We start from the raw sequence: 20822 nt of genomic DNA on the forward strand, positions 1-20822 counted from the left end.
GGGAGACTGCATGGAACCCTGGCCGCCGCGCGATAGCGGAAACACCGGGACTCCCGAATACAGTCAGACCCCACAGACGCGGAGCGGTTCGCGACGAACGGTAGCGCCCTCAGCGCCCGGCGACCTGCACCTGATTACGGCCCTGGTGCTTGGCCAGGTACAGCGCCTGGTCGGCGCGCTCCAGCAGGACGCTGGCGGCGCTGTGCTCATCGGTTTCGCAGATGCCGGCGCTGAAGGTGACGCGAAACTCCTGATGGTCGCCCGCATTGAACGTCAGGGCGGCGAAGCGCACGCGGATCTCGTCGAAGATGCGCCTGGCCTGCAGCGCGCTGCATTCCGGCAGTACCGCGACGAACTCCTCGCCGCCGTAGCGGCCGAGGCTATCGATGCGACGCAGGCGCTGGCGCAGCAGGTTGGCCAGGGCGCGGATCACGTTGTCGCCGGCGGCGTGCCCATAGGTGTCGTTGACCTGCTTGAAATGGTCGAGGTCGAGCATCACCACGCTTGCCGGTTTGCCGCTGCGGCTGCTGCGCTGCACCTCCAGTGCCAGCTGTTCCTTAATGTCGGCGTGCTTGAGCAGGCCGGTCAGGCTGTCGCGGGCCAGCGCGGTGCTCAGCGAGCGGGCACGCTGGGCATGCGAATAGACGCCGGCCACCAGCGCGCTGTCGCTGATCGGCTTGGTGATGAAATCGTCGCCGGCCTTGAGCAGGGCGGCCATCTGCCGGTGGGTGTCGGTTTCCGCCGACAGGTAGATGATCGTCACCCGCAGCCACTCGTCATGCAGGCGGATCATCTGCGCCAGCTCCGGGCCCGAGCATTCCGGCATGTTGACGTCCAGCAGCACGACCTCGGGGTTGAAGCTGCGCATGGCGTCCAGCACGCGGGTCGGTTCGGTGAGGGTCTGCACCTGCATCTGCGCGTTGCGCAGCACCAGGCTGTAGCGCGCCGCCAGCTCGGCGTCGTCGTCGACGATCAGCACACGGAAGGGCTCGCCCTGCTGGCGGTCGAGGCAGCGCTCCAGGCTGTTTTCCAGCTGAGTGATGTCCAGCGGGCGGACGAAGAAGCCCTGGGCACCGGCGCGCACCGCAGCCAGCTGGCTGGCGAAGTCGTTGCGATCGTGGATCACCAGCAGCGGCAGGGGTTGCTCCAGGCTCTGCTGCAGCGCGGCCAGTGCATCGAACTCGCCTTCATGCTCGATGCCGACGATCAGCGCATCGGGCAGCTCGATGGCCAGGGCCTGCTCGAGGGCGGCGAAATCATGCCACTGGCTGACCATGTAGCCGAAGTTGCGCAGGGTCACCGCCATGCTGGTGGCGGCGATCGGGTCGCGCTTCATCAGGCAGATGCGGCAGCCCGGCGCCGGCTCTTCGTGGTGCACCGGCAGCGCCGCTGCGCCTTCGCGCTCCTGCCCGGGTGTCTCGCTGGCCAGTTGCAGCAGGGCGGCGGCGAAGGCATCGGCGGCGCGGCTGCCGGGCTTGGCCGAGTCCAGCCAGCGATCGGCGCGCTGTTCGAGCTGCCGGGCGTTGTCCCCGAGGCTGGCGAAACCGAAGGTCCCGGCCGCGCCAGCCAGGCGATGGAGTCGCTCGCGCACGCTCAGCATCAGCTGGCGGCGGCTGCCGGTGGCGCGGGTCTGCTGCAGGTCACGGGCGAGCGTTGCCAGTTCTGCCAGGTCCGCCTGCAGGCGTTCGCCAAACTGCTGCTCAAGCTGGGTGAGCTGTTCCTGCAGCGCCAGGCGGGCACGCTCATCCATGCTCGGCCTCCCACACCTGCTGCAGCTGGGAGGCCAGCTGCAGGGGGTCGAAGGGTTTGTTCAACACCTGGCGCACACCGAGCTGGCGCAGCTCCTGCAGCCGCTCGGGCTGCAGATGGCCGGTGAGAAAGACCACCGGAATCTGCTGCAGGTCCACCAGATCGCCGAGTTGGCGGACCAGCTCGATGCCATCCATCTGCGGCAGCATCACATCGAGCAGGATCAGGTCGGGGGCGAACGCCTGAACCTGGTCCAGGGCCGCCTGTCCGGACGGACAGCTGAGCACCTCGAAGCCGCCGATCTTTTCCAGGGCGATGCGCGTCACCACCTGAATGGAAGGAACGTCCTCGACGTGCAGGATGCGCTTGAGCTGTCTGTTCACGAACTCTCCTTGGTCTCGCCCCGGACGGGCAGCTCGAACCAGAAGCAGGCGCCCTGGCCGGGTGCGGATTCGAAGCCGATCTGTCCGCCCATGTGCTCGATCAGCTCCTTGCTGATCGCCAGACCGAGGCCGGTGCCGCCCTGCTGGCGGCTGTCGGCCGAATCGGCCTGGGCGAACTTCTGGAATACCCGTTCACGGAATTCGTCGGAAATCCCTGGGCCCGGTCTCGGACGCTGACCCGCACATGGCCGTCACGCATGCGGGCCGACAGTTCGACCTGCTCGCCGGGCGGCGAAAACTTTGCGGCGTTCGACAGCAGGTTGCTCAGCACCTGCTGCAGGCGCATGGCGTCGATTTCCACCTGCACCGCCGGGCAGTCGCCCAGGCGCAGCTGCACGCCATGGCGTTCGGCGTAGCTGCCATTGCTGCGCAGGGCCAGCTCCAGCTGCGGCAGTAGCGGCTGCTCGAGCAGGTCGAAGCGCATCTTGCCGGCATGCAGCTTGTCCATGTCCAGCAGGTCGTCGATCAGTGCCCCGAGGCGCTGGCTGTTCTGCTGGGCGATGTCCAGCAGTTCGCGCATCTGCCCGGGAACCTCGCCCATGACATTGGAGCAGACCAGCGCCAGCGCGCCGGTGATGGAGGTCAGCGGCGTGCGCAGCTCGTGGCTGACCGTGGAGATGAATTCGCGCTGCAGACGCTCGATGCGCTTGCGCTCGGTGATGTCGTGCAGCACGGCGACAGCGCCCAGCAGCTGGCCATCGGAGGTGTACAGCGGATCGGCGTTGGACAGCACATGGCGCGGCGTGCCCTGGCTGAGCAGGACCATCTCGTGATCGATCACGTGTTCGCCGCCAAGGGCGCGGCGCAGCGGGATCTCTTCCGGCTGCAGCGGCGTGACGCCATCGGCGCGGTACAGCTGGTAATGGCTGGCCCATTCGTCCGGTGACACCGGCGCGGCATCGGCGCCGTGCCATTGCTTGGCCTTCTCGTTGAACAGGGTCAGATTGCCCTCGGCGTCGCAGGCGATCACCGCCTCGCTCAACGCTTCGAGCAGACGCCGGTTCATTTCCTGCTGCTTGTCCAGCTCCAGCTGCTCGGCCTTGCGTGCGGTGATGTCGGTGACGAAACCGTGCCAGAGCACCGAGCCATCGACCTGTCGCAGCGGTGTGGCGCGCGCCTCGACCCAGATCAGGCCCTTGCGTGGGTGGTCGACGCGGTGCTCGCTGTGCCACGGCGTGAGCTCGGCGGCGGCCTTGCGAATGCTGCTCAGCAGGGGGCTGCGATCGAGTGCGTGCACGCGCCCGACGATGGGCGCGAAGCTGCTGGCCAGCTGCCCCGGGCTGAGGCCGTAGATCTGCTCGACCCCTTCGCTGACGTAGGGAAAGCAGGAGCTGCCGTTGCCGCGCCAGTGAAACTGGAAAAGCATGCCCGGCACCTGCGCGGCGATCTGCTGCAGGCGCAGCTGCAGTTGTTCCTGGTAGGCCAGGTCGTAGGCGTTGACCAGGTAGCCGCGCAGGTGCTCCTGCTCGTCATGGATCGCGCTCACGCCCAGCAGCACCGGCACCTCGTTGCCGTTCTGGTGGCGCAGGCGCCATTCGGACATGTCGCGCCGGCCGCGGTGCAGCGGCGCGCTCAGCACCGAGAAATCCGCCTCGAGCGGCATCTGCAATTCGCTGGAAAGCAGCAGTGCCCGGCGCTGCAGCGCCTCCGGGCGGAACAGCGCGGCGGTCAACGGATGGCCGACCAGCGCCTGTTCGCTGTAGCCGAGCAGACGCTCGGCGGTCGGGTTGACGCTGGTGACCACGCCGTCGGGGCGGGTCACCAGCACGGCGCTGGAGGCGCTGTCGAGGATGGCCTGTTGCAGTGCCGCCTGCTCGGCGTGGCGGTGCGCCAGCAGATGCTGCTCGAACAGGCGGATCACCTCGCTCCAGGGTTTCGCGCTGCTCCGCGCTGAGGCGGCGTGGCTGGCGGTCGATCACGCACAGGGTGCCGAGGTTGTAGCCATCCGGCGAGGTCAGCGGCGTGCCGGCATAGAAGCGGATATGCGGATCGCCGAGCACCAGCGGGTTGTTGCTAAAACGCGGGTCCTGCAGCGTATCCGGTACCTCGAAGATCTCCTCGCCGGCGATGGTGTAGGTGCAGAAGGAGATTTCCCGCGGAGTCTCGCTGACGTCGAGGCCGACGCGGCTCTTGAACCACTGACGATGATCGTCGACCAGCGAGATCAGCGCGATGGGCGTATCGCACATCTGCGCGGCCAGCGCGGTGAAGTCATCGAATGCACTGTCTTCGGGGGTGTCGAGGATTTCGTAGCGCAGTAACGCCGCCAGGCGTGACAGCTCGCGCGGCTGGACGGTGGATGGCATCGGCGTCGTGCTGTGTTGCGGTGACTCCATCGTCGGCGCCTTGCTGGTTCGGTGAGGGGCGTCCGGGTCGGGTAGCGTGACACGACCGGGGCTTAAGCAGTTCTGCCTAGTATCGGCCACTCAGCCAGATGCTGCGAATCTGCTCGGCCAGCAGCATCGGGTCGAAGGGCTTGACGATCACATCGCGGGCGCCGAGCTTGCGCAGGTGTTCGATCTCGCTCGGCTGCACCTTGGCGGTCATGAATGTTACCGGAATCCGCTCCAGGTCGATTCGCTCGCGCAGCCTGAGCAGCGTCTGCGGGCCGTCCATACCGGGCATCATCACGTCGAGCAGGATGAAATCGGGGGCGAAGGCTTCGACTTCCTCCAGCGCCTGGGCCCCGGAGGAGCAGGACAGCACCTCGTAGCCGCCGATGGCTTCCAGCGCCAGTTTGGTCACCGCCTGGATCGACGGATCGTCTTCGATGTGCAGGATGCGCCTGAGCTCGGCCATTGTGCCTCCAGAAGATTGCGTACGCGTCCGCGCTCACGGAAGCATCAGGGTTAATCTTGCACCGCCGGTGCGATCGGCAGTTCGCACCAGAAACAGGCGCCTTCGCCCGGCTCGGAATCGAAGCCGATCCGGCCGTGCATGTGTTCGATCAGCTCCTTGCTGATGGCCAGACCAAGGCCGGTACCGTCCTTCTGACGGCTGTCGGAAGAGTCGGCCTGGGAGAATTTCTGGAAGATCCGCGTGTGGAATTCGGGGGCGATGCCCGGGCCCTGGTCGCGCACCCAGATTCGCACCCAGGCGCCGCGGCACTCGCTGCCGAGCGAGGCGCTGCCGCCCGGCGGCGAGAATTTGACCGCATTGGAGATGAGGTTGGCCAGTACCTGCTGCAACCGGTCGTCGTCTGCCACCAGTTCTACGTCGGGCGCCTGCTGCAGGACCAGGGTGACATCGTGCTTGGCGGCGTAGCCCTGGTTGGCGGCGATCGCCTGCTGCAGCTGCGCGGGCACTGCGAGGGCGCGCAGGTCAAGGGTCATCTTGCCGGCGACCAGTTTGTCCATGTCCAGCAGATCGTCCACCAGGCGGCCCAGGCGCAGGCTGTTCTGATGGGCGATGCTGAGCATCTGACGCATGTTCGGCGCTGTCTCACCCAGCGCGCCGCCGACGATCAGGCCGAGCGCGCCGGAAATGGAGGTCAGCGGTGTGCGCAGTTCGTGGCTGACGATCGACACCAGCTCGCTCTTCATCCGCTCGATGCGTTTGCGTTCGGTGATGTCGCGGACCAGGCCGATGAATTTGCATTCGCCGTGGTGGCTGATCTGCGAGACGCGCAGCTCGATGGTGAAGGTCTCGCCGGTGCGGCGCAGGGCGGTGAGCTCGCGGTTCTGTTCCAGTGCGCGCGAGGTGCCGCGGCGGGCGTAATGCTCCAGGTAGCCGTCGTGAGCGGAGCGGTCCGGTTCGGGCATGAGCATCGACAGGTTGCGACCGATCACTTCGGCATTGCTGTAGCCGAAGATCTGCTCGGCGGCGTGGTTGAAGGTCTCGATGATGCCGCGCGCGTCGATGATGATGATGGCGTCGATCACGTTATCGATCAGCATGCTCAGGTAGCGTTCGCGTTGCTCCATCTCTTCGCGGGCCAGGGCCTGATCGGTCACGTCCCAGATGAATCCGTCGCACCACCCGAGCGGGTCGTCGCGCTCGCGCAGGACGCGGGCCTTCTCGCGGACGTAGACGGTCCGGCCTTCGGCGTTGAGCAGCCGGTAGACACCCTCGAAGGTGTCCTGCTCGGCGTGCTGTTGCGCCAGCTGCAAGTCGTCCGGATGAATCAGGCTGGCGTAGCTGCGCACGCGATCGCCGACGAAATCGCTGGCCGGGTAGCCGGTCAGGCGCTCGATGCCCTCGCTGAGGTAGCTCATGCGGCGGCGGCCATCGTTGCGGCAGCGGTAGACCACGCCCGGGAGGTTGCTGACCATGGCGCGGTAACGGCTCTCGCTCTTCTGCAGCGCGCGGGTGGCTTCCATCAGCTCGGTGATCTCGGTGACGAAGCCGTGCCAGAGCACTGTGCCGTCCGCCAGCCGTTCGGCACTGGCGCGGCCCTCGGCCCAGAGCAGGCCACGCTGCGGATGCTGGATGCGGAACTCGACCGCGCCGCTGCCCGGATGCACGGCCAGGCGCAGCAATGCGCGATGCAGGCGTGGCAAGTCCTGCGGGTGAACGTGGACCAGCGCCTGGGCGGCGTCCTCCAGCAGCCGTTGCGGCTCGATGCCGTACAGCTCGCGGGCGCCTTCGCTGGCGTAGAGAAACGCATAGCGGCCATTGGCGAAGCGCTTGAGCTGGAACACCATGCCCGGTAGCAGACTGGCGATTTTCTGGGCGCGGTCGAGCAGGCGCTGGCGTCGGCGGTTCTGCTGCTGCTGGGCGAACTGATACTGCTGTTGCACGCTGATGCGCCGTTGCAGGAGGAACGCGAGCACCAGCAGCAGCGCCTCGGCGACCAGCCAGGCCAGGCCCCACTTGATCAGCAGACGGCGTTCGGCCTGCAGGTGTTCGCCCTGCATGGCGCTGATGTCGCGCCAGGCCAGCGCTGCCGCCAGGGGTGGCGTGGACGGCTCGGTCTGCTGCTCATCGTGCAGGGGAATCTGGTTGAGTATGTAGCTGCGCCCGTCGGCATCGAGCAGTCGCGAACCCTTGCCGCTGCCCGGCTCCGGCAGCACGCCCGCCTGGGCCCAGTGCAGCACCTGCGTCGCCGAATGGCCGATCAGCAGCCAGTCACTGCCCTCGCTCAGCTGGACCCCGCTGGGAGGTGTCGTCTGGCTCGCCTGCAGCGCCTCGCGGTTGACGATAAGGGCCAGGCCGGCGGCCAGCTGCGCACTCAGGTCGGGCAGTTCCGGCAATACGTTGTAGCCCACCTCCAGCGCACCGATGACTTCGCTGTCCTGCCGGTCCACGGCGCGCAGCGGCACGATGGCCCGGCTGCTGGCGCCGAGGGCGTCGACTTCCAGGCCGAACTGTTCGATGCCGTCGCGCAGTACCCGTTGCAGCATCGGTCGCTGTGCGGCCTGAGTGTCGCCGAAGCGCTCCGGTTGCTGCATGCGCAGTACGGTGACCCCGGCGTCGCCCCAGAATAGCTGCAGCTGCAGCGCCTGATGGCGCTGCATCGAGCGCCAGGCTGGGGTCAGCGCCGCACGCAGCCGCTGGCGCGAGCGCTCGAGGCGGGGATCGTCGAGGGAGCGGCCATCACGTAGCGCGGCATCGATCAGGCGCATCTGGCGCAGCACCTCGGCGTTGCCGGCCAGGGCGGTGGCGACCATGTCCGCCTGGCGCCGCTGATTGAGCTGCGCGCTCTGCAGCGCCAGGCTCTGCAGCTCGCCGTGCGTCTCGATCTCCAGATGCCAGGCGACATCGCGGGCGCGGTAGTCATTGAACGCGAGGCTGCCGAACAGCAGCACGAGCAGCAGACTGCCGAGGCCGAAGATCCATCTGGGGGTGGAGAGGTCGGCGCTGTTCATCCGCGGGCCGGCCATGGGTGCGAGGTGCTGCGCTCGACGTACGACATAGGCATGAGCCGCAACTTTCCAGGGCAAAAAAGAAACAATGATAGCTCTATGCCAGCATCGCCGATAGCGCCTTTCCCGCTCGGTCGTCGGCGCTTCGGCTGCCCACCTCGAGCGTAGCGATTGCAGCCGAAGCTGGCTAAAAAAGCACCAGTTTTTAGACGGTCGGTCAGCCCTCGTTCTGGACTCGTGATGGGCGGATGTTAGTCTGCAGGCAGGTGAACGCCGGCGAAGGTCTCGTCAGCGCACCGTCATCATGAGGCACCCCGTTACCATGTGGCATACCGGCTTACTCGACCTGTCGATCTGGCAGCTCATCGCGACCACGCTGCTGCTGACTCACGTCACCATCGTCAGCGTCACGGTCTACCTGCATCGCTACTCGGCGCATCGCGCGCTGGAGCTGCACCCGGCGCTCAAGCACTTCTTCCGTTTCTGGCTGTGGCTGACCACGGCGATGAACACCCGCGAGTGGACCGCCATCCACCGCAAGCACCACGCCAAATGCGAAACCCCGGACGACCCGCACAGCCCGGTGCACAAGGGCCTGGCCACGGTGGTGCGCAAGGGCGCCGAGCTGTACATGGCCGAGGCGAAGAACGAGGAAACCCTGCGCATCTACGGCAAGAACTGCCCGGATGACTGGGTCGAGCGCAACCTCTATTCCCGCTTCCCCAACCTCGGCATCGTGCTGATGCTGGCCATCGACCTGGCCCTGTTCGGCGCCCTCGGCCTGACGGTGTGGGCGGTGCAGATGATCTGGATTCCGTTCTGGGCCGCCGGCGTGGTCAACGGCCTCGGCCATGCGGTCGGCTATCGCAACTTCGAATGCCGCGACGCCGCGACCAATCTGGTGCCCTGGGGCATCCTCATCGGTGGCGAGGAACTGCACAACAACCATCACACCTATCCCAACTCGGCCAAGCTCTCGGTACGCAAGTGGGAGTTCGACATGGGCTGGGCCTGGATTCGCCTGTTCAGCCTGCTCGGCCTGGCCAAGGTCAACCGCACCGCGCCCATCGCCCATCGCATCGAGGGCAAGCAGCAGCTGGACATGGACAGCGCCATGGCGATCCTCAACAACCGCTTCCAGATCATGGCGCAGTACCGCAAGCTGGTGATCGTGCCGCTGGTGCGCCAGGAGCTCGGCCGAGCCGACGCGACGCTGCGGCACCAGCTGCGCCGTGCCAAGCGCCTGCTGACCCGCGAGCCGAGCCTGCTGCAGCAGGAGCAGCAGGCGCATATCGATGTCATGCTCGCGCAAAGTCAGGCGCTCAAGGTGATCTACGAGAAGCGCCTGGCGCTGCAGCAGATCTGGAGCAAGACCAGCGCCAACGGCCACGACATGCTCGCCGCGATCAAGCAATGGGTGCACGAGGCCGAGGCCAGCGGCATCCAGTCCCTGCGCGATTTCGCCGAGCACCTGCGCACCTATTCCCTGCGACCGTCCGTCACCCCCGCCTGACCTCTGATCGGCTCCTTCGCCGGGCGCTGCGGCGCCCGGAACTTTGCGCCTTGGCGCCTCTCTGAACAGCATTCTTTAATCCATGCAGTACCGCTGCCACGCGCAGCGGTCGTTTCAGGAAGAAGGCTATGCGGCTTGCGAGCAAGCAGGGTGAGGCGGGAATGAGAATGTCGCCGGGCGGGGATGCGCAGACGTTGCTGGCGCTGATGCACGCGCGGGCAGAGGTCGCCCGGCTGGGTGAGCGCGAACAGCTCTTCAGCACGCTCATGGGCGGTGTGAATGCGGTGCTCTGGGCGTTCGACTGGCAGGCGCAGCGGATGATCTACGTCAGCCCGGCCTACGAACGTATTTTCGGCCGCTCACCGGCCCTGCTGCTGGCCGATTACGGCGAATGGCGCAACGCGATCTACCCCGACGACGTGGAGTACGCCCAGAAGAGCATGCTCGCCGTGCTCGACGAGGGCGCCGTGGAAACCCGCGAGTACCGCATCATTCGCGGTGACGGGCAGCTGCGCTGGCTGAGCGACAAGTGCTTCCTCGGCCGTCCGGGCGAGAACGGGCAGAGTCCGATCATCGTCGGCATTGCCGAGGACATTACCGAGAAGAAGCAGCTCGAGGGCGAGCTGCAGCGCCTGGCGACCACCGACGTGCTGACCCAGAGCAGCAACCGCCGGCACTTCTTCGAGTGCGCGCGAATCGAATTCGAGCGCGCCCGGCAGTTCGCCTCGTCGCTGGCGTTCCTGCTGCTGGACATCGACGACTTCAAGCGCATCAACGATACCCACGGCCACCAGATGGGCGATCAGGTGCTGCAGAAGGTCGCCCGCTGCGGCGCCGCCGTGCTGCGCCAGAGCGACTTGTTCGGCCGGATCGGTGGCGAGGAGTTCGCCGCCGTGCTGCCGGGTTGCCAGCCGGACCTGGCCGAGCAGATCGCCGAGCGTCTGCAGCGCGAGATCGAACGGGTGGTGTTCACCGCCGAGAACGGCGAGCGCTTCCGCGTCACCGCCAGCCTGGGCCTGACCTACCTGAGGGCCAGCGACGCAGAACTCAGCGCCGTCTTCGCCCGTGCCGATGCGGCGATGTACACCGCCAAGCGCCTCGGCAAGAATCAGGTCATCGTCGGCTGAACCGCATCGCGCTCGACGGCTCTAGTCGAGCCGCTCGTCATAGCCGCGACCGAGAAACTGGATCAGGCAGAAGCCGTGACCGAAGGGGTCGCCCAGCAGCGCCAGCCGGCCCCAGTTTTCGGTCGTGATGGGCTTCTCCAGCCGCGCACCCAGGGCGATCGCCTTTGCGGTGGCGGACTCGATATCCTCGACGACGAAGTCCAGATGCACCGGCGTCCAGTGGCGTCCGTAATGGCGGTGCTGGTTGCCCTCGGGCGTCGCGGCGCTGCCGGCGTCCTTGTGCAGTAGGTAGATGGGCGCCGGCCCGCCGAGCAACTCCACGGCGAACCCGCCGAGTCGGCGCCCGACCTGCAGGCCGAACAGCGAGCTGTAGAAGTCCACCCCCCGCTCCAGGTCGTCGACGTCCAGGTTGACCAGAAAGTCCATCGGACCCTCCCTGCCTGGGCCAGCGCCCAGGCGCGTCGTTTCGCCCTCAGCGTACGAAGGGCGCCGGTTGCTGCTGGGTGATGCAGTGGATGTTGCCACCGCCCAGGAGAATCTCCCGGCCCGGTACCATGACCACGTCGTGCTCGGGGAACACCTCGCGCAGGATGCGCTCGGCTTCGCCGTCCAGCGGATCGCCGAAGGCCGGTGCGATGATGCCGCCGTTGACGATCAGGAAGTTCACGTAGCTGCCAGCCAGACGGATAGACGGATCGCGCAGCTGGCTGCCATCCAGCGCCACGACACCGGCGCACTCGGCGTCCGACGCATGCAGCGGGCCGGGGATAGGGATCTTGTGCACGATCAGCGCGCGACCCTTGGCGTCGCGTGCGCGCTGCAACACCGCCATGGCGGCCTGGCAGCGCGCGTAGTTCGGGTCGTTGGCGTGGTCGGTCCAGGCCAGCAGCACTTCGCCCGGGCGGACGAAGCAGCAGAAGTTGTCGACGTGGCCGTCGGTTTCGTCGTTGAACAGGCCGTGGGGCAGCCAGATGATGCTGTCGACCGCCAGGTGCTCGCGCAGGACCGCGTCGATCTGCTCGCGGGACAGCTGCGGATTGCGGTTGCGGTTGAGCAGGCACTCCTCGGTGGTGATCAGCGTGCCTTCGCCGTCGACGTGGATCGAGCCGCCCTCGAGCACGAAACCTTCGGTGCGATAGCGATCGCAGTACTCGATCTCGAGGATCTTGCGCGCCACCTCGTCGTCGCGTTGCCAGTCGGCGTAGAGCCCGCCGTCTTCGCCACCCCAGGCATTGAAGGTCCAGTCGACGCCGCGCAGGCCGCCGTTGTCGTCGATGACGAAGGTCGGCCCGGTGTCACGCACCCAGGCGTCGTCGCTGCTCATTTCCACCACGCGGATGCGCGGGTCATCCAGTGCGGCGCGCGCCGCCAGGTACTGCTCGGCGCTGGCGCAGACGGTCACCGGCTCGAAACGGGCGATCGCCTTGGCGACGGCGGCGAAGGCCGCCTGTGCCGGCGCCGCGTTGTCCCGCCAGTTGTCCGGGCGCTGCGGCCAGACCATCCAGGTCTGGCTGTGCGGCGCCCATTCGGCGGGCATGTAGTAACCATCTTGGCGAGGGGTGCTGGTCAGGGTGGTCATGGCGATGTCCGTGAAGGGTGGAAACGGCCGCGGGCCTTTCCACCGCCGAAGTCCAGCGGTGGAAAGTGCGGCGCGCTTTCGAGCTATGAAGGTCTGCTGCTCACTCGGACGGCAGCGAGCCGTCGAGGGTCTTGATCGAGCCGTACAGGTTCGGCCGGCGATCGCGGAACACGCCCCAGGCGCTGCGGATGTGCTCCAACTGGTCGAGGTCGAAGCTGTGCACCAGTACGCCCTCGCTGGTTTCATCCATCTCCTCGACCTTGGCGCCGAACTGGTCGGCGATGAACGAGGAGCCGTAGAAGGTGATGTCGTAGCCGTCCTGCTCCTCGCGGCCGATGCGGTTGCTGGCGATCAGCGGCATCAGGTTGGCGCCGGCATGGCCCTGTTGCACGCGCTGCCAATGGTCGCGGGACGTGATGCTCGCATCGTGCGGCTCGCTGCCGATGGCGGTCGGGTAGAACAGCAGTTCTGCACCCATCAGCGCCATGCTGCGGGCGGTCTCGGGGAACCACTGGTCCCAGCAGATGGCCACGCCGATCCTGGCGTAGCGGGTGTTCCACACCTTGAAGCCAGTGTCGCCCGGGTTGAAATAGTACTTCTCGTGGTAGCCGGGGCCGTCCGGGATGTGGCTCTTGCGGTAGACGCCAAGCAACTTGCCGTCGGCATCGATGATGGCGATGGAGTTGAAGCGTGCCCGCCCGGCCAGCTCGAAGAAGCTGATCGGCAGCACCACCTGCAGTTCGGCGGCGAGCTTCTGGAAATGCTGGATCGCCGGGTTCTGCTCCACCGGGGTCGCCAGCTGCAGGTATTGCGGATTGGGCTTCTGGCAGAAGTACGGGGTCTCGAACAGCTCCTGGATCAGGATGATCTGCGCGCCCTTGGCGGCGGCCTCGCGCACCAGCCTGTCGGCATTGGCGATGTTGGCCTGGCGATCCCAGGAACAGGCCATCTGGATGGCGGCTACGGTAACGACTCGGGACATGGAAACCTCGCGGCGTTGGTGGGCGGCTATCGAAGGCGCAAATTTATTCGATAGTTATCCGGATTGATAGAGGTCTTGCAGCTCAGGAGATCAAATGAAGCGGCCGCTTATCGATATTTATCGATCAGCGTTCCGCCTGCTCCCGCTTCGGCAACCAGGGCGGCAGGTACAGGCCGAGATAGGCATCGAACACCCGCATGCCTTCCTCGGCCATGCGCGGCGTCAGGCTGCCGTACAGCTGTATGGATCGAGCATAGACGCGGTCGCCAAGTTCCAGGGCCAGGGCGAATACATCGATGTCCTGCGGCAGCGGAGGCAGGGCGAAATGCCGCTCGAACACCGCCTGCATGGCCTGGCCGAGTTCCAGATCCAGGCGCTGGTCGGTCTGGGTGACTTCACCGAGACCGTGTTGCGCCAGAATCAGCTGGCGCGCGGCGCTGTCCTGCTGATAGATCGCCAGCATGCGCTGTTCGATCAGGCGAGAGAGGTCGTGCCAGCTGCCCAGGCTGTCATGCTCGATGGGCCGTTCCAGGCTGGCCCGGAAGGCGGCGTGCACGTCCGCCGTCAGTGCGGCCAGCAGCGCCGGCACACCGGAAAAGAAATGATAGACGGAAGAGGGGGGAATGCCGGCGTGCTCGGCCACGGCATACACCGATAGCGTCGCGGCGCCCTGCTCAGCGAGCAGTTCGCGGGCGCTGGCGAGGATCTGGCGAATGCGCGCCTGGCTGCTGGCGCGCGGTCGGCGACTGGCGGTCGCGGGGCTGGGCTTGGTCATCGGCCTATTTGAAGCCAGCCTGGCGGCGGATGCAAACCGCCGTGGCGGTCGCTCCGCAGCACGCCGGCTCGCGGCTAGACGGTATGCAGATACCAGTTGTACTCGAGGTCCGAGATCGAATGCTCGAACTCGGCGAGTTCGCTCTCCTTGCAGGCGACGAAGATGTCGATGTAATCGGGGCTGATGTAGCGCGCCATGATCTCGCTGTCGTCCAGCTCGCGCAGGGCGTCGCGCAGGTTGGTCGGCAGGCTCTGCTCGACCTGCTCGTAGGAATTGCCTTCGATGGGGTCATCCGGCTCGATCTTGTTGGTCAGGCCGTGGTGCACCCCGGCGAGGATGCCGGCGAGCAGCAGGTAGGGGTTGGCGTCGGCACCGGCGACCCGGTGTTCGATGCGTACCGCGTCCGGGCTGTCGGTCGGCACGCGCAGTGCCACGGTGCGGTTGTCCATGCCCCAGCAAGGCGCGTTGGGCACGTAGAACTGAGCGCCGAAACGTCGGTAGGAATTCACGTTGGGGCAGAGGAAGGCCATCGAGGCCGCCATGGTCTGCTGCAAGCCGCCGATGGCATGGCGCAGCGGCTGGCTGTCCAGCGGATTGTCGGTGGCGAATATATTGTTGCCATTCTTGTCGAGCAGCGAGATGTGCACGTGCAGACCGTTGCCGGCCTGGCCCGGGTAGGGCTTGGCCATGAAGGTCGTGTCCATCTCGTGGTCGTAGGCGATGTTCTTGATCAGCCGCTTCAGCAGCACCGCGTAGTCGCATGCCTTGATCGGATCGGCGACGTGGTGGAGGTTGACCTCGAACTGCGCCGGGGCGCTTTCCTTGACGATGGCATCGGCGGGGATGCCCTGTTCCTTGGCGCCTTCGAGAATGTCCTGCAGGCAGTCGACGTACTCGTCCAGGTCGTCGATCAGATAGACCTGGGTCGAGTGCGGGCGCTTGCCGGAGATCGGCGAGCGCGGCGGCTGTGGCCGGCCGTTGATGTTCTCCTGGTCGATCAGATAGAACTCCAGCTCGAATGCGGCGCAGATGGTCAGGCCCAGCTCGTCGAACTTGCTCACCACCTGGCGCAGCACCTCGCGCGGGTCGGCGAAGAACGGTGCGCCGTCGCGCTCGTGCATGGTCATCAGCAGCTGCGCGGTGGGGCGCTTCTGCCAGGGTTCCTTGGACAGGGTATTGGGAATCGGGAAGCAGATGCGGTCGGAGTCGCCGATGTCCATGCCAAGGCCCGTGCTTTCCACGGTGATGCCGTTGATATCCAGGGCGAACAGCGAGGCGGGGAGGTTGATGCCCTTCTCGTAGACCTTGTGCAGGCTGGCGCGCTCGATGCGCTTGCCGCGCACGACTCCGTTCATGTCGGTGATCAGCAGATCGACGTACTGAACCTCCGGATGTTCCTTGAGAAATGCGTTAGCTTCGTTGAGCTGAACGGCACGCGGCGGGGCCATGATGAATTACCTTAATTGTTAAAAATTTCAATCATCAGATGCTTGTCTGGGAGTCAATCGAAAAGCCTGTTCACTGTCAATAGTAGCCGGCCGGCGCCCCATGAGTGCCCATGCTGGGCCTTTTTTGGGGCATCTGCCGTGTGTGTCGAGCGTGGCGCACGCGGCTGAAGTTCGGGCTATTGTCTATAAAAATGAACAAGACTACTCTCCGATATGCCCCATTCGAACGACGAGTATCCCATGTCGCGCAAGCCTCTGATCGGCGTATCGGCCTGTACCAAGCAGATCGGCCACCACAGCTTTCATATCGCCGGCGACAAGTACCTGCGTGCCGCGGCGATCGCCGGCGTGCCGCTGGTGATCCCGGCGCTGGACGAGCTGATCGATCCGGCAACGCTGCTGGAAAGCTTCGACGGCCTGCTGTTCACCGGCTCGCCGTCCAATGTCGAGCCGCATCACTATGGTGGCCCGGCGAGCGAGCCGGGCACCCATCACGATCCGTTTCGCGACCGCCTTACCCTGCCGCTGATTCGCGCGGCGGTGGATGCCGGCATTCCGGTGTTCGGCATCTGCCGAGGATTTCAGGAGATGAACGTGGCGTTTGGCGGCAGCCTGCACCAGAAGGTTCACGAAGCCGGGCCCTATCAGGACCATCGCGAGCGCCCGGACGATCCGCTGGAGGTGCAGTACGGCCTCAGCCATGCGCTGCACGTGCAGCCTGGTGGGCTGCTCGAGCGCCTTGGCCTGCCGGCGCAGATCCAGGTCAATTCGGTGCATGGGCAGGGTGTCGAGCGTCTCGGCGCTGGTCTGCGCATCGAGGCGCTGGCTCCCGACGGGCTGATCGAGGCATTTTCCGTCGAGGCTGCGCAGAGCTTCGCCCTTGGCGTGCAATGGCATCCGGAATGGCAGGTCCAATCGCATCCACATTATCTGGCGCTGTTCCGCGGCTTCGCCGAGGCCTGCCAGGCACGCGCACGACAACGCTGAGGCCGACCCTGTACGGCCATTTTCCAGCAACCCGAGGTCAACATGAGTATCCAGCTCGACCAGCTCACCGGCTGGCTGAAAGAACGCAAGATCACCGAAGTGGAATGCCTGATCAGCGACCTGACCGGGATCGCCCGCGGCAAGATTTCACCGACCAACAAGTTTCTCGACGAGAAGGGCATGCGCCTGCCGGAAAGCGTGCTGCTGCAGACCGTGACCGGTGACTACGTCGAGGACGACATCTACTACGAGCTGCTCGACCCGGCGGACATCGACATGTTCTGCCGGCCCGACCCGAACGCGGTGTTCCTCGTGCCTTGGGCCATCGAGCCCACCGCGCAGGTGATCCACGACACCTACGACAAGATGGGCAACCCTATCGAGCTGTCGCCGCGCAACATCCTCAAGCGTGTGCTGAAGATGTATGCCGATCGTGGCTGGCAGCCCATCGTCGCGCCGGAGATGGAGTTCTACCTGACCAAGCGCTGCGAGGACCCGGACCTGCCGTTCCAGCCGCCGATCGGCCGCTCCGGTAGACAGGAGACCGGGCGTCAGTCGTTCTCCATCGACGCTGCCAACGAATTCGACCCGCTGTTCGAGGACATGTACGACTGGTGCGAAGCGCAGGGCCTGGATCTGGACACCCTGATCCACGAAGAAGGCACCGCGCAGATGGAGATCAACTTCCGTCACGGCGAGGCGCTGCACCTGGCCGACCAGATCCTGGTGTTCAAGCGCACCATGCGCGAGGCGGCGCTCAAGCACAACGTCGCTGCCACCTTCATGGCCAAGCCGATGACCGGTGAGCCGGGCAGCGCGATGCACCTGCACCAGAGCGTTATCGACCTCAACACCGGGCGCAACATCTTCTCCAACGACGACGGCTCCATGAGCCAGCTGTTCCTGCACCACGTCGGCGGCCTGCAGAAGTACATCCCCGAGCTGCTGCCGATGTTCGCGCCCAACGTCAATTCGTTCCGCCGCTTCCTGCCCGATACCTCGGCGCCCGTGAACGTGGAATGGGGCGAAGAGAACCGTACCGTGGGCCTGCGCGTGCCGGATTCCGATCCGCAGAACCGCCGTGTCGAGAACCGCCTGGCAGGCGCCGACGCCAACCCTTACCTGGCCATCGCCGCGAGCCTGCTGTGCGGCTACATCGGCATGGTCGAGCAGCTGCCACCGAGCCAGCCGGTCAAGGGCCGCGGCTACGAGCGGCGTAACCTGCGCCTGCCGCTGACCCTGGAAGCGGCGCTGGAGCGGATGGAAACCTGCCGCGAGCTGGAGAAGTACCTGAGCCCGAAATTCATCACCGGCTACGTCGCGGTCAAGCGCGCCGAGCAGGAGAACTACCACCGGGTGATCAGCTCCTGGGAGCGGGAATTCCTGATGCTCTCGGTGTAAGCAAGCGCAGGGTGGGCCGGCCCGTTGCCGGTCCGCCGACCCCACAATACTGGCTAAGAGGTGACTGATGAGCGATTCGCAAACCCTGCACTGGCAAGCGCTGAGCCGTGACCACCACCTGCCGCCCTTCACCGACTACAAGGCGCTCAACGCCAAGGGCACGCGCATCATCACCCGGGCGTCCGGCGTCTACCTGTGGGACAGCGAGGGGCACAAGATCCTCGACGCCATGGCCGGGCTCTGGTGCGTCAACGTCGGTTATGGCCGCGAAGAGCTGATCGAGGCGGCGACCCGGCAGATGCGCGAGCTGCCTTACTACAACCTGTTCTTCCAGACCGCGCATCCGCCCGCCGTGGCCCTGGCCAAGGCCATCGCCGACATTGCCCCGGCCGGCATGAACCATGTGTTCTTCACCGGTTCCGGCTCCGAGTCCAACGACACGGTGCTGCGCATGGTGCGCCATTACTGGGCGGTCAAGGGTCAGCCGGAGAAGAAGGTGATCATCGGCCGCTGGAACGGCTACCACGGCTCCACCGTCGCCGGTGCCAGCCTCGGCGGCATGAAGGCCATGCACGAGCAGGGCGACTTCCCGATTCCCGGCATCGAGCACATCGACCAGCCCTACTGGTACGGCGAAGGCGGTGACATGAGTCCGGAGGAGTTCGGCGTGCGTGTCGCCGATCAGCTGGAGCAGAAGATTCTCGAAGTCGGCGAGGACAAGGTCGCTGCCTTTATCGCCGAGCCGATCCAGGGCGCGGGCGGCGTCATCATTCCGCCGGCCAGCTACTGGCCGCGAGTCAAGGAAATCCTCGCGCGCTATGACATCCTTTTCATCGCCGACGAGGTGATCTGCGGCTTCGGCCGTACCGGCGAGTGGTTCGGCAGCGACTATTACGGTCTCGCGCCCGATCTGATGCCCATCGCCAAGGGCCTGACGTCCGGCTACATCCCCATGGGCGGGGTCATCGTGCGCGACGAAGTGGTGCAGACGCTCAACGAGGGCGGCGAGTTCTATCACGGTTTCACCTATTCGGGGCACCCGGTGGCCGCCGCGGTGGCGCTGGAGAACATCCGCATCCTGCGCGAGGAGAAGATCGTCGAGCGGGTGAAGAGCAAGACGGCACCCTATTTGCAATCCCGCTGGCAGGAACTGGTCGAGCATCCGCTGGTGGGCGAAGCCCGCGGCGTCGGCCTGCTCGGCGCGCTGGAGCTGGTGAAGAACAAGAAGATCCGCGAACGCTTCGCTGATGCCGGCGTGGGCATGCGCTGCCGCGAGCACTGCTTCCGCAACGGCCTGGTGATGCGCGCGGTCGGCGACACCATGATCATCTCGCCGCCGCTGGTGATCAGCGAGGAGCAGATCGACGAGCTGATCGGCAAGGTGCGTCTGTGTCTGGATGCGACAGCCAAGGATGTGCTGGGCTGAGCGGTGCGGCCGGCGCTGGCTGGGCTAAGGTTGACGAATGCCGGCCGTGTGCGTTCGGGTTGTTGAAAAGACGGCCCCGACCTTGCCAGACTGCGCGCGTGCTGAAGGCCAGACCTGCCCAGGGGTGTGTCGAGCCGGCACACCGCCAGGCCGCCGCGCGGTACATGGCCTGTTCCACTGCCCCGACATTAATGATGACAAACAGGAGCTGCACGGATGAATCCCTTCGCCAAGACCCTACTTGCCATGACGCTGGCCGGCACCGTTGCCGGGGCTGCGCAGGCCCAGGAAAAGGTGCTGCACGTCTATAACTGGTCCGACTATATCGCCGAAGACACCCTGGAGAATTTCACCAAGGAAACCGGCATCAAGGTCGTCTATGACGTCTTCGACAGCAACGAGGTGCTGGAAGCCAAGCTGCTGGCCGGTAGCTCCGGTTACGACGTGGTGGTGCCGTCCAACCCGTTCCTCGCCAAGCAGATCAAGGCCGGTGTGTTCCAGAAGCTGGACAAGTCCAAGCTGCCGAACTGGGAAAACCTCGACAAGGACCTGCTCAAGGCGCTGGATTCGAGCGACCCGGGCAACCAGTACTCGATTCCCTACATGTGGGGCACCATCGGCATCGGTTACAACGTCGACAAGGTCAAGGCCGCGCTGGGCGACAACGCGCCGGTGGACTCCTGGGACCTGGTGTTCAAGCCGGAGAACATCGAGAAGCTGAAGTCCTGTGGCGTCGCCTTCCTCGACTCGCCCACCGAGATGCTGCCGGCGGCGCTGCATTACCTCGGCTACGCGACCGACAGCGGCAAGGCCGATGAGCTGAAGAAGGCCGAAGACCTGTTCATGCAGATCCGTCCGCACGTCGCCTACTTCCATTCGTCCAAGTACATCTCGGATCTGGCCAACGGCAACATTTGCGTGGCGATCGGCTACTCCGGCGACATCTATCAGGGCAAGTCGCGCGCCGAGGAAGCGGCCAACGGCGTCAACGTCGGCTACAAGATTCCGAAAGAAGGTGCCGGCAGCTTCTTCGACATGCTGGCGGTGCCGGCCGACGCGAAGAACGTCGAGAACGCCCACGTCTTCCTCAACTACCTGATGAAGCCGGACGTGATGGCCTCCATCACCAACTACGTGCAGTTCCCCAACGGCAACGCCGCGGCCACTCCGCTGCTGGATGAAGCCATCCGTACCGACGAGGGCATCTACCCGAGCCAGGCGGTGCTGCAGAAGCTCTACACCTTCCCCGATCTGGATCCGAAGACCCAGCGCGCCATGACCCGCAGCTGGACCAAGATCAAGTCCGGACGTTGATACCGCCTGGCTTTCGCGCCGGGCTCGCGCCCGTCGCGAAAGCCGGCCAATCGACCGGCAGCGCCGGTGCCGTGCGGTTCGCACCGGCGCTGCCAATGCGAGGAACAACAATGACAACGACTTCCCCGCTGCCCGTCGCAAGCCCCTGCGTCTGCGCATGCATCGCGCCGACCGCTTTCGTCATCTCAAATTTGTTGATTTTCAGAGGTTTTTCCAATAAATAGCCCGCCTTTCCCGCCGGGATCATGCGCGGCCGCAAAAGAAGAGGACTCAT

The 20822-nt window shown here is 65.6% G+C and carries 16 protein-coding genes and 2 pseudogenes; 6 read left to right on the plus strand and 12 right to left on the minus strand.

The genetic code is table 11. The features are described 5' to 3' along the window. Positions 1 to 109 precede the first annotated feature (109 nt). The 6 genes and pseudogenes from VF716_RS09340 to VF716_RS09365 all read right to left on the minus strand — a co-directional run bounded on the left by VF716_RS09340 (position 110) and on the right by VF716_RS09365 (position 8014). Positions 110 to 1750: a diguanylate cyclase gene (locus VF716_RS09340; protein WP_440552569.1), complete on the minus strand. Its 1641-nt coding sequence runs from the start codon at positions 1748 to 1750 to the stop codon at positions 110 to 112. Continuing rightward, positions 1743 to 2132, minus strand: coding sequence for a response regulator (locus VF716_RS09345; RefSeq protein WP_003282388.1), 390 nt, complete (start codon positions 2130 to 2132; stop codon positions 1743 to 1745). The genes VF716_RS09340 and VF716_RS09345 overlap by 8 nt, the downstream gene beginning before the upstream one ends. Further along, positions 2129 to 4053, minus strand: a pseudogene (locus tag VF716_RS09350) (PAS domain-containing sensor histidine kinase). Before VF716_RS09350 ends, VF716_RS09345 begins: the two are co-directional and overlap by 4 nt. 64 nt (positions 4054 to 4117) lie before the next feature. Beyond that, positions 4118 to 4528, minus strand: a pseudogene (locus tag VF716_RS09355) (GAF domain-containing protein); the annotation flags it as partial. A 76-nt stretch (positions 4529 to 4604) separates the two neighbouring features. Continuing rightward, positions 4605 to 4991, minus strand: coding sequence for a response regulator (locus tag VF716_RS09360; RefSeq protein ID WP_218650910.1), 387 nt, complete (start codon positions 4989 to 4991; stop codon positions 4605 to 4607). A gap of 50 nt (positions 4992 to 5041) precedes the next feature. Next, positions 5042 to 8014 (minus strand): PAS domain S-box protein, encoded by a 2973-nt coding sequence (locus VF716_RS09365; RefSeq protein WP_218650911.1) that lies wholly within the window; start codon positions 8012 to 8014, stop codon positions 5042 to 5044. A 304-nt stretch (positions 8015 to 8318) separates the two neighbouring features. On the opposite strand from VF716_RS09365, the gene desA reads away from it, so the two are divergent. Both desA and VF716_RS09375 read left to right on the plus strand, forming a co-directional pair. Beyond that, positions 8319 to 9509 (plus strand): delta-9 fatty acid desaturase DesA, encoded by a 1191-nt coding sequence (desA, locus tag VF716_RS09370; RefSeq protein ID WP_013981225.1) that lies wholly within the window; start codon positions 8319 to 8321, stop codon positions 9507 to 9509. A gap of 128 nt (positions 9510 to 9637) precedes the next feature. After that, on the plus strand, positions 9638 to 10636 hold the full coding sequence (locus tag VF716_RS09375; RefSeq protein ID WP_013981226.1) for a GGDEF domain-containing protein: 999 nt from the start codon (positions 9638 to 9640) through the stop codon (positions 10634 to 10636). Positions 10637 to 10657: 21 nt separating this feature from the next. Here VF716_RS09375 and VF716_RS09380 read toward each other — a convergent pair whose 3' ends face one another. The 5 genes from VF716_RS09380 to VF716_RS09400 all read right to left on the minus strand — a co-directional run bounded on the left by VF716_RS09380 (position 10658) and on the right by VF716_RS09400 (position 15420). Continuing rightward, positions 10658 to 11062: a VOC family protein gene (locus tag VF716_RS09380; protein WP_061374479.1), complete on the minus strand. Its 405-nt coding sequence runs from the start codon at positions 11060 to 11062 to the stop codon at positions 10658 to 10660. Between the two features lie 46 nt (positions 11063 to 11108). Continuing rightward, entirely contained in the window at positions 11109 to 12215 is a 1107-nt protein-coding gene (aguA, locus tag VF716_RS09385) for an agmatine deiminase (RefSeq protein ID WP_095460359.1), read from the minus strand. A 100-nt stretch (positions 12216 to 12315) separates the two neighbouring features. Continuing rightward, the gene (aguB, locus tag VF716_RS09390; protein WP_125851199.1) at positions 12316 to 13197 is read right to left on the minus strand and encodes an N-carbamoylputrescine amidase; all 882 of its coding nucleotides are present in this window, start codon (positions 13195 to 13197) and stop codon (positions 12316 to 12318) included. Positions 13198 to 13321: 124 nt separating this feature from the next. After that, positions 13322 to 13972, minus strand: a complete 651-nt coding sequence (locus VF716_RS09395) for a TetR/AcrR family transcriptional regulator (RefSeq protein ID WP_011911312.1) — start codon at positions 13970 to 13972, stop codon at positions 13322 to 13324. Between the two features lie 74 nt (positions 13973 to 14046). Next, complete coding sequence (locus VF716_RS09400; RefSeq protein WP_011911313.1) at positions 14047 to 15420, minus strand: glutamine synthetase family protein; 1374 nt, start codon at positions 15418 to 15420, stop codon at positions 14047 to 14049. 240 nt (positions 15421 to 15660) lie between these two features. On the opposite strand from VF716_RS09400, the gene VF716_RS09405 reads away from it, so the two are divergent. The 4 genes from VF716_RS09405 (at position 15661) to VF716_RS09420 (ending at position 20548) form a co-directional block, all read left to right on the plus strand. Further along, a complete protein-coding gene (locus tag VF716_RS09405; RefSeq protein ID WP_017245996.1) occupies positions 15661 to 16407 on the plus strand; it encodes a gamma-glutamyl-gamma-aminobutyrate hydrolase family protein in 747 nt (248 codons plus the stop codon). 42 nt (positions 16408 to 16449) lie between these two features. Further along, positions 16450 to 17808 (plus strand): glutamine synthetase family protein, encoded by a 1359-nt coding sequence (locus VF716_RS09410; protein WP_011911315.1) that lies wholly within the window; start codon positions 16450 to 16452, stop codon positions 17806 to 17808. A gap of 67 nt (positions 17809 to 17875) precedes the next feature. Further along, positions 17876 to 19234, plus strand: coding sequence for an aspartate aminotransferase family protein (locus VF716_RS09415; RefSeq protein WP_125851197.1), 1359 nt, complete (start codon positions 17876 to 17878; stop codon positions 19232 to 19234). A 216-nt stretch (positions 19235 to 19450) separates the two neighbouring features. Then, entirely contained in the window at positions 19451 to 20548 is a 1098-nt protein-coding gene (locus tag VF716_RS09420) for a polyamine ABC transporter substrate-binding protein (protein ID WP_011911317.1), read from the plus strand. Here the strand turns inward: VF716_RS09420 and VF716_RS09425 are convergent. Continuing rightward, positions 20532 to 20822: a hypothetical protein gene (locus VF716_RS09425; RefSeq protein ID WP_236082320.1), complete on the minus strand. Its 291-nt coding sequence runs from the start codon at positions 20820 to 20822 to the stop codon at positions 20532 to 20534. The two genes, VF716_RS09420 and VF716_RS09425, sit on opposite strands and share 17 nt — an antisense overlap.

Source organism: Stutzerimonas sp. Brlt_14 (assembly GCF_051948915.1).
In the GTDB taxonomy this organism is placed as follows: domain Bacteria; phylum Pseudomonadota; class Gammaproteobacteria; order Pseudomonadales; family Pseudomonadaceae; genus Stutzerimonas; species Stutzerimonas stutzeri.